This is a genomic window from Cobetia sp. Dlab-2-AX (assembly GCF_024124625.1).
In the GTDB taxonomy this organism is placed as follows: Bacteria; Pseudomonadota; Gammaproteobacteria; order Pseudomonadales; family Halomonadaceae; genus Cobetia.
The window spans coordinates 78,730-89,997 of the sequence record NZ_JAMXRV010000012.1 but is presented as its reverse complement, the minus strand read 5'-3'; the positions used below and the strand labels follow the sequence as shown (position 1 = coordinate 89,997).

Here is an 11,268-nt window from a genome sequence, read left to right as displayed (position 1 = left end):
CGTCGATGATCCGGTGGCAGAGGACATGTGTGCATCACCCGAGCTATCGCCGAACTCCACCGGTACCCTAACACACTGGGATACGCCACGAACTTTGAAACGCTGGTGAAGCTCTGGCGTCTGCAGATGCTCCAGTCACCCACTGCATCAATCTAGCTCCATTATTAATCCACCATCTGCGAAGCACACCCCAGATGGCGATCCACATCGAGGTCGGCCGAATGACCGGAGCTGTTTACTCAAGATGCAATCAATCAGGCGGAACCCGATATTTATCCCATAACATTATTTACTCAATAAATAGACCTTGTGTTTTTTTAATAATCTTACTATTGACGGCTGGCTAATTCCTGCCCTCTTGGCTATAGCGTAGGTACTGGGCAATTCGGCAGCCATCTCGCGTAGCCATTGCGCTTCGATACGTGCCAGGCCTTCCTTGAGGGTTTCGTTGGGGCCGAGTTTTGGTATTGGTATGGCTACCGCCCCCTCAGCGGCAGGCTCTGAGAGGGAATTGGGACTATGAGAGTTATCGGCAGTGGTAAAACCATCAATAACGCCTATTCCATTAGATTTGTCATTACTGAAGCCAAATGAATTGCCTAGTCCATTAGCGTTATTCGTGGAACAAGTGTTGAGCAGTGTTTTTACTGAGTCGCTGTCAATGACATCACTGGGGGCGCTGAGCCAGGCGCGTTCCAGCCAGTTTTCCAGTTCGCGGATATTGCCGAGCCAATCCTGGCGGATGAGGATGGGCCATAACGAGGCGTCGAGGAGCTTACGGCGGCCATGACGTTGATTGAGGCGCGAGAGGTGTTGCTCGATGAGGGCGGGAATGTCTTCGCGGCGTTCACGCAGCGGCGGCAGGCTGACGGGAAGCACATTGATGCGGTAGTAGAGGTCGAGGCGGAATTGTCCCTGCTCCACGCGGGCGGCGAGGTCTTGATTGGTAGCGACGACCAGGCGGAAGTCGGCGCGGGTGGTGGTGGTGTCGCCCAGGCGGGTGATCATCCCGTCCTGAATCACCTTGAGCAGCTTGGTCTGGGTAGCCAGCGGCAGCTCACCGATCTCATCGAGGAACAGGGTGCCGCCTTCGGCCTGCTCCATCAGGCCTGCCTTGCCACGGCTGCCCGCGCCGGTGAAGGCACCGGCCTGATAGCCGAACATCTCGGACTCGAACAGGCTCTCGGGGATGGCGCCGCAGTTCACCTCGATGAAGGGGCCGTCGGCGCGTTGGCTCCAGCGATGCAGTTGATGGGCGAAGGCCGTCTTGCCGACCCCGGATTCGCCCAGCATCAATACCGTGGCGTTGGTGGGCGCGACCCGCTTGAGCAGCAGCGCTATCTCGCGCATCACCGGGCTTCTGACCTGCAGCTCGCCCAGCTCCAGCGCGGCGTCTTCGCACTCGGCCTGCTCTCGCGCTAATTGTTCAGCCTGGCTCTTTGCATGTTGCTCCGTGGCTTGTTGGCCTGATTGGTCTGATTGCCCTGCCCCAGCCGTTGCCCGATCGCTTTCTGCCTGGCTGACGCCGCCCAGCTCGCCGCCGCGTGAATTGCGGCGCAGGTGATCACTGAAGCGCTGCTGGAGCACCGCGTATTCCTGCTGCAACAGCTGGATATCGGTGAGATCCATCGAGCGGCTGACCACGCACTCGAGCTTGCCCGCGACGAACACCGGATGCGCCTGCGCCACCACCCGCCGCCCGGTGGCGGTGAGCTGCATCATCTGCAGCGTGCGCCCCGTGCGCAGCACCTCCAGGCTGATAGAGGGCTTGAGCACCCCGCTGGCTTCCAGGTCATGCACGTTGGCGGCACACAGCTCCTCGCGTGTCATGCCATAGACCGCCGCGGCGCCGGGGCTGACATCCATCACCTGGCCATCCGCATTGACCACGAAGTAGTGATCGTGAGCGGTGTCGATGATGGTCTTGAGAATCTGACGGTCGAGCTCTGACATGGCGGGCACCTCATGGTCGAGCCTGTGAATCGGGCGGGGCTTTTTATCAAGTCTTTCCAGCAGGTCTTTCTCGCACTGCGCTGAAGACACTCTCGATGATGCCTGAATGTGATCCACAAATGAATCACCGATCCATTTGTGAATCATCAATGGCGCACGAGTGATCCATAAATGAATCACTCGGCGACCACTTTCAATTAAAACCCAACAAAATCAATCGACTAAAAATTGGCATGGTTACTGCAACGCTGGGGTATGCGCCAAGGAAGATCGCCGGCTTTCATACAACTATCCGGCAGGCGGTCAGGCGAACAATCACAATACCCCGCTCGCCGTCACGCTAGCGCGAGCGACTCAAGACCCTGGAGAGACAGATGAGCGAGTTCAATCAGCCGCTGGGCGGCAACGACATGCCACGTTTCGGCGGCCCGGCCACCATGATGCGTCTGCCGGCTCAGGAAACCGCGGAAGGCCTGGACGCCGCCTTCATCGGCATTCCGCTGGACATCGGTACCTCCAACCGTCCGGGCGCACGTCTTGGCCCGCGCCAGATCCGTGATGAATCGCGCATGCTGCGCCCCTACAACATGGCCACCCGCGCCGCGCCCTTCGATAGCCTGCAGGTGGCGGACATCGGCGATGTGCCGATCAACACCTTCCATCTGCCCAAGAGCATGAACATCATCGAGCAGTTCTACGATGAGGTGCTGCGCCACGACTGCGTACCGCTGACGCTGGGCGGCGATCACACCGTCACCCTGCCGGTGCTGCGTGCCATCGCCAAGAAGCACGGCCCGGTCGGCCTGATCCATATCGATGCCCACGCCGACGTGAATGACCACATGTTCGGCGAGCCCATCGCCCACGGCACACCGATCCGTCGTGCCCAAGAAGAAGGCCTGCTCGACAGCAACCGCGTGGTGCAGATCGGCCTGCGTGGTACCGGCTACTCCGCCGATGACTTCGACTGGTGTCGTCAGCAGGGCTTCCGTGTGGAAACCGCCGAGATGTGCTGGTTCAAGTCCCTCGCGCCGCTGATGGCCGAAGTGCGTGACATGATGGGCGACCGCCCGGTGTACATCACCTTCGACATCGATGGCCTGGACCCCTCCGTCGCCCCCGGTACCGGCACCGTGGAAGCCGGCGGCCTGACCATGCCCCAGGGCATGGAAATCGTGCGCGGCACGCGTGGCCTCAATATCGTCGGCGGCGACCTGATGGAAGTCTCCCCGCCCTATGACCCCAGCGGCAACACCGCGCTGATGGGCGCGACCCTGCTCTACGAGATGCTCTGCGTACTGCCGGGCGTGCAACAGCGCGACTGATCCACGAACGACCCACGAATGACCCGCTGTCCTGCTGTACCCGCGCCGGGGGCCCGTCCCGCCCTCGGCGCACACAGAATCACCCGACACGATACGGCATGATGCATCACACGATGCACGGCTATAGCCTGACCATTACAACAAGATCTAGGTGACCCGAATGACAACCAGCATCGACCCGACGGCGGATCACACGCCGTCCCGCTCCAGCTCAAGCGCCGATTCACCTTCAGACAAGGTGCACAAGGGTAAGAAGGCTCAGAAAGACCTCATCGCCACCCGCCCCGTGCCGCTCACGGCCAGGGGGCTGATGAAATTCCTGGTACCGTCACTGCTCGGCGTCAGCTTCTTCCTGGTGCCGTTCAGTGTCGGCGACACCATCAATATCGGCATGGGCCTGATGGCCGATTGGCTCAAGGCCACGCTCGGCAGCGCCTTGCCCGCCATCGCCGTCGCGGTGCTGTGTCTGTCGGTGATCCTCACCGCCTTCGTCAAGCTCGCCAAGCCGAACTGGGCGCGCCACGGCGCAGCGCATGAGCTGTTCGATGTCGCCCCAGTGTGGTTTGCCATGCGCGCCCTCGGCGCCATCTTCGCGTTGATGACCTACTTCCAGTGGGGCCCCACTCAAGTGACGGCGGCCTTCACCGGCGGCGTGATGCTCAATGATCTCGCGCCGGTGCTGCTGACCTTCTTCTTCTTCGCGGCCATTCTGCTGCCGCTGCTGGTCGACTTCGGCTTCATGGAATTCATCGGCAGCCTGGTGCGTCGCCCGTTCCGCACCATCTTCAACCTGCCCGGGCGCAGCGCCATCGATGCCACCGCCTCATGGATGGGGTCCGGCACCGTCGGCGTGCTGATCACCACCCAGCAGTACGAGCAGGGCTTCTACAGCAAGCGTGAAGCGGCAGTGATCGCCACCAACTTCTCGGTGGTCTCGATTGCCTTCGCGTTGCTGGTCACCAGCTTCATGAACATCAATCACCTGTTCGTGCCCTTCTATCTGATCGTCGTCATCGCGGGCCTGATCGCCGCCGTCATCGTGCCGCGCCTGCCGCCGCTGTCACGCAAGCGTGATGATTATCATGAGCCGGTCGGCTGTCAGATCAGTGAAGAGAACCAGAGCGACTGTGGCGTGCTGCGCTACTCACTGGGCATGGCCGTCGCACGCGCCGAGCATGCACCGGGCCCGCTCAAGCTGGTGAAATCGGCCTGCTTCAACGTGGCGGACATCTTCCTCGGTCTGCTGCCGGTGGTGATCGCCATCGGTACCGTGGCACTGATGCTGGCCGAGTTCACGCCAGTGTTCACCTGGCTCTCCTACCCGATGATTCCGCTGCTGGAACTGCTGCAGATTCCCCACGCGGCAGAGGCAGCCCCGGCGACGCTGGTCGGCTTTGCCGACATGTTCCTGCCGGCGGTGCTGGCCAAGGACATCGACAGCGAACTGACCCGCTTCGTGATCGCCTGCCTGTCACTGACCCAGTTGATCTACATGTCCGAGATCGGTGCCCTGCTGCTCAAGTCGAAGATTCCGCTCAAGATCTGGGAGCTGGTAGCCATCTTCGTGCTGCGCACGCTGATCACCCTGCCGATCATTGCCGGTATCGCGCATCTGTTCGTGTTCTGAGCCAAGCGGGCACTCAACGTGTTTCTCATCTCATACGGGAGTACCACGGTGCTCCCGTCACTGGAATAACCTGCCATGACCTGTGCTGAACTCCTCATCCGCCTGCTGCGTGACACCTACGACGTGGATACCGTCTTCGGTATTCCCGGCGTGCATACCGTCGAGCTCTACCGTGGCCTGGAGCCGGATGCCGCCCCCGCCGCGCGCAGCATTCGCCACGTCACCCCGCGCCATGAACAAGGCGCCGGATTCATGGCCGATGGCTATGCCCGCAGCACCGGCAAGCCCGGGGTGTGCTTCATCATCACCGGCCCGGGGATGACCAACATCACCACCGCGATGGGCCAGGCACTGGCCGACTCCATCCCGATGCTGGTGATCTCCAGCGTCAATCGCACCGACACCCTCGGCCGTGGCCAGGGGCGTCTGCACGAGCTGCCCAGCCAGCAGCATCTGGTGTCAGGCGTGGCGCGCTTCAGCCACACGCTGCTCGACCCGTCCGCGCTGCCGGAAGTGCTGGCCCGCGCCTTCGCGCTGTTCGAGGGCGCCCGCCCGGGCCCCGTGCATATCGAGATTCCCATTGACCTGTTCAATGCCGAGATCCCACCGCACGCCGGTCGCACCACGCATGATTTCACGCGTCCGCGCATCGGCCGCCTCGCGCCGGACCCGGCCCTGCTCGCTGAGGCCCTGAATATGCTGCAGGGCGCCGAGCGGCCGCTGGTGCTGCTGGGCGGTGGCTGTGTCGCTGCGCCTGAGGCGGCCCGCCAGCTGGTGGAGGCGCTCGATGCCCCCACCGTCACCACCATCAATGCCAAGGGTCTGCTGGGCAGCGCCCACCCGCTGGATCTCGGCGCCAACGCCGCACTGCCTGCGGTACGCGAACTGGCGCGCGACGCCGATGTGGTGCTGGCGATCGGTACCGAACTTGGCGAGACCGACTACGACGTGGTGTTCGATGATGGCTTCGTGATCGGTGGCCAGCTGATCCGCATCGATATCGACCCCGGACAGCTGGCGCGCAACCAGCAGGCGACACTCGCCATCGTCGCCGACGCCGGTCTGGCGCTGGAGACCCTTGCCGCGCGTGTTGCTGATGGCCTGGGCGAAACCTATGACAAGACGGCTGACGCAAAGGCAGGCAAGACACGCGGTGCGCAGATCACCGCCGCCACGCTTGACGCCCTCGCACTGCCGACTGACCCGGCCTTCGCGCCCTACGTGCCGCTGTTCGATACTCTCCAGCAAGTGCTGCCGGAGGCGATCTGGGTCGGCGATTCCTGCGCGACCGTCTACGCCGCCAATCATCTGCTCAGCCGGCCGGCGCCACGCCGTTACTTCAATGCCTCCACCGGCTACGGCACGCTCGGCTACGGCCTGCCCGCCGCGATGGGCGCGACCCTGGGTCGCCCGGACCTGCCGGTGATCGCGCTGGTCGGCGATGGCGGCATCATGTTCACGCTGTCCGAACTCGCCTGCGCGGTGGAAGAACAGCTGCCGGTGGTGATCGTGCTGTGGCACAACCAGGGCTATGAAGAGATTCGCCGCTTCATGGACAACGCTGGCGTCACGCGGCTGGGCGTCGACATCCAGGCCCCCGACTTCCAGCTGCTCGCTCAGGGCTTCGGCTGCGCCGCCGTGGCGATCGACTCCCCCAGTGAGCTGGCGACCGCGATCAGCGAGCGCGACGCAAGCGCCCCGCTGCTGGTGGAAATCGATGCGGCAGGATGGAATGCCAAAGTCTCTCACTGATAACGCCTGAGGCTGGCCTGGGACACATTTCAAGAGATCAGCCTCAACAAAAGCCTCCATTAGAAAGCGCTTACGCTCATGCGAGCCTGTACGACAGATAGTCACTCACCAGCGAGATCAACAAGAACAAACAAGAGGGCTCTGGTATGTCGATACTTGAAGGATTCATTGGAAAAGACACACTCAACCATCAACAACATAAAAGCATGGGCGCCATCGGTACCCTGGCATTGTGGCTAGGGGCCAATGTAGTCGTAACTACCATCCTGACAGGGATGCTACTGGTACCTGATCTGGCCTTCTCGACGGCTATCGGAAGCATCGTGGTGGGCTCCTTGATAGGTGCTATCCCCCTGTTACTGGTCGGGCTGATGGGCCAACGCACCGGCCTGCCGAGCATGGTGTTGACGAGGCGAGCCTACGGCGCCCTCGGAAGCAAGCTCATCTCGATTATCAATATGATGGTGCTGATCGCCTGGAGCTGGATTCAGGCGTTGCTGGCCGGCATGAGCCTGGACTATGCCATCAGTGAGGTGACGGGATATTCCAACCTGCCACTGATGACCATTCTGTGCGAGGTCATAGTCGTGATGATTGTTTTGCGCGGTCATCTTGGTATCGAGCGAGTAGAGCGCTGGGCCGCACTGGCAATGGGTGGTTTGGCCGCCTTGGTTATCTACCAGCTGAACAGCCACTACGATCTGACCACGCTGATCGACATTCCGCAGGAAGCACGCAATGGAGTCACCCTGGGGATTGCCTTCGATATCGTGATTGCCACGGCCTTCTCTTGGATCTCCACTTCTGCTGACTACAACCGTAACTGCAAGAGTGGTGCGATCGCGGTATGGGGCACCTATGCCGGTTACGTGCTGGCAGCATTGATTGCAATGGGCCTGGGAGCGGCTGTTTCTGGGCTCTCCGTTCTCAACGGTATGGAACAGACCTATGACCCGACTCGCCTCCTCTCCGGTTTCGGATTCGGGCTACCGGCAGCACTGGTCATCTTCTTCTCTGTCATGACAACCAACGTGATGGCGGTGTACAGCGCGACCCTGTCCTGCATGAACGTCGCTCCCAAGATGAGCTTCTGGAAGCCAGCACTGATCATAGGTGTCGTAACCGTATTCGGCGCATTGATTCCGGGCATTCTGGATCAATTCCAGAACTTCCTGCTCATCATCGGCGCACTGTTCATTCCAGCATTTGCGGTCATGATCGTGGACTACTACCTGGTGGGAACTCAGGGCTATGACGAGTCGCTTCTGGAAGGGACCGAGCAAGTGGGGCGCAAGACATCAGGAGTCGCGATCGGGGCCTATCTGATGGGAGCTGCACTTGCCGCTTACTGGACATTGTTCTCCCCGTTAGCCTTCGGTGCCTCCTTGCCAGTCTTCCTGATCACGGGGGGGCTCTACTGGCTGGGCACAATGGTACTGGCGCAAGACAGGGATGCCACCGCCAGCATGGATTCCAAGCCCTCCAGTATCAGTACGGACCGCGCGGCATGAGACTATTGATCGCACAGACAAATCCGATACGCGGCGATATCAAACACAATCTGGATACCCTAGACCGCCTGTGCGAGCAGGCGGTACTTGCCGGGGTGGATATCGTGGCACTTCCCGAACTCGCATTGACGGGCTACAACATCTTCGGGCAGCTCGAAGCGCTGGCTGACGACGGGCCTCTGCAGCACCAGGTGGCCGCACTGGCACACCGCCACGGCCTATTTATCCTGTTTGGCGTGGCGCAGCGGCAGGCTGACGGCTGCTTGAGAAATTCAGCGGTGCTGATCGGGGAAGATGGCAAGACACTGGCCAGCTATCACAAGCGCCACCTGTGGGATGAAGAGACACGCCACTTCACCCCGGGAGAGGCATTATGCGTCGTGGAGACACGTCTGGGCCGACTGGGACTGATGATCTGCTACGACAATGAATTCCCGGAGATGGCACGAGCACTGGCACAGTCGGGAGCCGAGGTAATCCTTTCACCGACGGCCAACATGCTGCCGAATGCCGAGCGCCAGATACTGCAGATACGTGCCCGCGCAATGGATAACCAATGCTTCGTCGCTTGTATCAATCGCTCAGGCAGCGAGGACGCCCTCCACTATTGCGGACACAGCCTGGTGGCTGGTCCTGATGGTGAGATCATCGGTCAGTTAGGTTCTCAGGCCGGTTCACTGGTGATCGATATCGATCTGGAGCGGATTTCCGAAAGTCAGCGACATCAGAACTATCTCAAGGATTTGCGACCACCAGTGAGATTAGTCCCATGACACAGCTCTCCCTCCCCCGAGGTACTGACGGGCAATGGTATCGAACCCGCCGCCTGAGTGATGACATCACGCTGATTGATGAACCGGGCATCAAACCTTTCTATCGCTGCAACATCTGGCACGTCCGCGGCCGAGAACGCGATCTTGTCGTGGACTTCGGGCTGGGGGCAGTGCCATTGAGGCGGCAGGTCGCCCTGCTGGCAGAACGAGAGATCACGGCAATCGCCAGCCACTGCCATTTCGACCACATCGGTGCTGCCCATGAGTTCGAGTGCTGCCATGTGCACTCTGCGGAAGCCAGTATTTTGGCCGCGCCTGATAACCAGCGCACCTTGGCAAACCTGTTCCTGAACGATGAGATGTTCGATGTTCTGCCACCTGCCCCCTACACGCACACCGGATATCACATCACATCCCCCGCCAAGATTGCCGAAGTGGAAGATGGTGACGTAATTGATCTGGGAAATCGCTCTTTCACGGTATTGCATACTCCAGGGCATTCACCGGGTGGATTGTCACTCTGGGAATCACGCACTGGTACCCTGATATCGGGCGACGTCATCTATGACGGTGAGCTTATCGAGGATGCCTACCACAGCGATCTGGATGATTACACATCCAGTCTCAGACGCTTGCGAGAATTACCAATAAGAACTGTGCATGGCGGCCACTTCCCGAGTTTCTCGGGAAAACACCTGCGCGCACTCATTGATCAGTGGCTTCGGGCCCATCAGCGCTAAGCCGACCTAGCTTCACGAAATCTCACATTACTCATGCCAGAAACTCACATGTCAGGAACGTCCATGCACAAGCTCGATCATCAGTTCATCAACAACGAGTGGGTCAAGTCTCACGGCGAGCGTCGTCTGGCGGTCACCAACCCCTTCGAGGAGACCGTCATCGCCGAGGTGACGGCGGGTGACGCGCGTGATGTACAGGCCGCCGTCGCGGCCGCCGCCGAGGCCTTCGAGGGTTGGCAGTCACTGAGTGGCGCCGAGCGTGCGGTCTATCTGGAGGCCTTCGCCGAGGGGCTGACGTCACGCCGGGAAGCGCTGGTGGAGATGTCGTGTCGCAACAACGGCAAGATTCGCGCCGAGGCCGAGATCGATCTCGATGACGCCATCGGTTGCTACCGCTTTTACGCCGCCCAGGCACGCGCGCTGGATGCGCGTCAGGGCGTGGAAGTCGCGCATGATGTCGAAGGCTATGCCGCGCACACCTATCACGAACCGGCAGGCGTGGTGGGACTGATCACGCCGTGGAACTTCCCGCTGGTCACCAGCGCCTGGAAGGTCGCGCCGGCGCTCGCCGCGGGCTGCACCCTGGTGATCAAGCCGTCTGAAGTGACGCCGCTGCCGGAGCAGGTGATGGCCGAAATCGCGCTGGAAGCCGGACTTCCGGCAGGCGTTTTCAACCTGCTGCACGGCGATGGCGAGGGCATCGGCGCACCGCTGACCCGTCATCCGCGCATCGACAAGATTTCCTTCACCGGCAGCAATGTGGTCGGCGAGAAAGTCATGCAGGCCGCGGCCGGCGGCACGCGCGGCGTGTCGCTTGAGCTTGGCGGCAAGTCTGCGATCCTCGTGCTCGAAGATGCCGACGTCGAGGAGGCCGCCGATTGGGTGATGGCGGGCATCTACTTCAATGCCGGTCAGATCTGCTCTGCCACCTCGCGCCTGCTGGTGCACGAGGCTATCGCCGATGAGCTGCACGCCGCACTGGCCAGCCGCATCGATGCGCTGGTGCTGGGTGACCCGCTGGACGCCGCGACCCAGATGGGCCCGATGACCAGCGCCCGCCAGCGCGATACCGTGCTGGGCTATCTCAATGTGGCGCGCGAGGAGGGCCTGACGACGCTGCGCGATGGCACCCATCGCAGCCTGCCGAGCAAGGGCTACTTCGTGGCGCCGACCCTTTACACCGATGTGCCGGTGACAAGCCGTCTGTGGCGCGAGGAGATCTTCGGGCCGGTGCTGTGCTCGCGCCGCGTCGCCGATGAGGCCGAGGCGATCCGCCTCGCCAATGACTGTGATTTCGGGCTGGTGGCCACGGTAGTCAGCGGCGATGCCAAGCGCGCCCAGCAGCTCGGCCGTCGCCTGCGCGCCGGGGTGGTGTGGTACAACAGTGAGCAGCTGCCGCTGGTGCAGGCCAGCTGGGGTGGCTTCAAGCGTAGCGGCATCGGCCGTGAGCTGGGGCCGTGGGGCCTGGCAGGCTATCTGGAGGTCAAGCACATCATCGGCCCAGTACTTGACTGAACGTATTAACTGAGCATCTTGTGTGACCAGATAAGAAAACGCCCCGCCTCGGCAAGCACCGAGGCGGGGCGT

The 11,268-nt window shown here is 61.4% G+C and carries 8 protein-coding genes; 7 read left to right on the top strand and 1 reads right to left on the bottom strand.

Going from position 1 to position 11,268, the window contains the following annotated elements; translation table 11 throughout:
• Window positions 1–285: 285 nt before the first annotated feature.
• Window positions 286–1,953, bottom strand: coding sequence for a sigma 54-interacting transcriptional regulator (locus NH396_RS15915; protein WP_253064847.1), 1,668 nt, complete (start codon window positions 1,951–1,953; stop codon window positions 286–288).
• A 374-nt stretch (window positions 1,954–2,327) separates the two neighbouring features.
• On the opposite strand from NH396_RS15915, the gene speB reads away from it, so the two are divergent.
• The 7 genes from speB to NH396_RS15880 all read left to right on the top strand — a co-directional run bounded on the left by speB (window position 2,328) and on the right by NH396_RS15880 (window position 11,196).
• Complete coding sequence (speB, locus tag NH396_RS15910) at window positions 2,328–3,278, top strand: agmatinase (RefSeq protein WP_253064845.1); 951 nt, start codon at window positions 2,328–2,330, stop codon at window positions 3,276–3,278.
• Window positions 3,279–3,438: 160 nt separating this feature from the next.
• Window positions 3,439–4,905, top strand: coding sequence for a YjiH family protein (locus NH396_RS15905; protein WP_253064843.1), 1,467 nt, complete (start codon window positions 3,439–3,441; stop codon window positions 4,903–4,905).
• A gap of 75 nt (window positions 4,906–4,980) precedes the next feature.
• Window positions 4,981–6,657: a 5-guanidino-2-oxopentanoate decarboxylase gene (locus tag NH396_RS15900; RefSeq protein WP_253064841.1), complete on the top strand. Its 1,677-nt coding sequence runs from the start codon at window positions 4,981–4,983 to the stop codon at window positions 6,655–6,657.
• A 146-nt stretch (window positions 6,658–6,803) separates the two neighbouring features.
• Window positions 6,804–8,168, top strand: a complete 1,365-nt coding sequence (locus tag NH396_RS15895) for a cytosine permease (protein ID WP_253064839.1) — start codon at window positions 6,804–6,806, stop codon at window positions 8,166–8,168.
• Window positions 8,165–8,941 (top strand): carbon-nitrogen hydrolase family protein, encoded by a 777-nt coding sequence (locus NH396_RS15890; protein ID WP_253064837.1) that lies wholly within the window; start codon window positions 8,165–8,167, stop codon window positions 8,939–8,941. The genes NH396_RS15895 and NH396_RS15890 overlap by 4 nt, the downstream gene beginning before the upstream one ends.
• Window positions 8,938–9,681 (top strand): MBL fold metallo-hydrolase, encoded by a 744-nt coding sequence (locus NH396_RS15885; RefSeq protein WP_253064835.1) that lies wholly within the window; start codon window positions 8,938–8,940, stop codon window positions 9,679–9,681. Before NH396_RS15890 ends, NH396_RS15885 begins: the two co-directional genes overlap by 4 nt.
• 63 nt (window positions 9,682–9,744) lie before the next feature.
• A complete protein-coding gene (locus NH396_RS15880) occupies window positions 9,745–11,196 on the top strand; it encodes an aldehyde dehydrogenase family protein (protein ID WP_253064833.1) in 1,452 nt (483 codons plus the stop codon).
• The last annotated feature ends 72 nt before the right edge of the window (window positions 11,197–11,268 follow it).

What these genes read in the sequence shown, in the direction of transcription:
- NH396_RS15895 (WP_253064839.1), top strand. Translation starts at nt 6,804, where the DNA reads ATGTCGATACTTGAAGGATTCATTGGAAAAGACACACTCAACCATCAA.
- NH396_RS15905 (WP_253064843.1), top strand. Translation starts at nt 3,439, where the DNA reads ATGACAACCAGCATCGACCCGACGGCGGATCACACGCCGTCCCGCTCC.
- NH396_RS15885 (WP_253064835.1), top strand. Translation starts at nt 8,938, where the DNA reads ATGACACAGCTCTCCCTCCCCCGAGGTACTGACGGGCAATGGTATCGA.
- speB (WP_253064845.1), top strand. Translation starts at nt 2,328, where the DNA reads ATGAGCGAGTTCAATCAGCCGCTGGGCGGCAACGACATGCCACGTTTC.
- NH396_RS15915 (WP_253064847.1), bottom strand. Translation starts at nt 1,953, where the DNA reads ATGTCAGAGCTCGACCGTCAGATTCTCAAGACCATCATCGACACCGCT.
- NH396_RS15890 (WP_253064837.1), top strand. Translation starts at nt 8,165, where the DNA reads ATGAGACTATTGATCGCACAGACAAATCCGATACGCGGCGATATCAAA.
- NH396_RS15880 (WP_253064833.1), top strand. Translation starts at nt 9,745, where the DNA reads ATGCACAAGCTCGATCATCAGTTCATCAACAACGAGTGGGTCAAGTCT.
- NH396_RS15900 (WP_253064841.1), top strand. Translation starts at nt 4,981, where the DNA reads ATGACCTGTGCTGAACTCCTCATCCGCCTGCTGCGTGACACCTACGAC.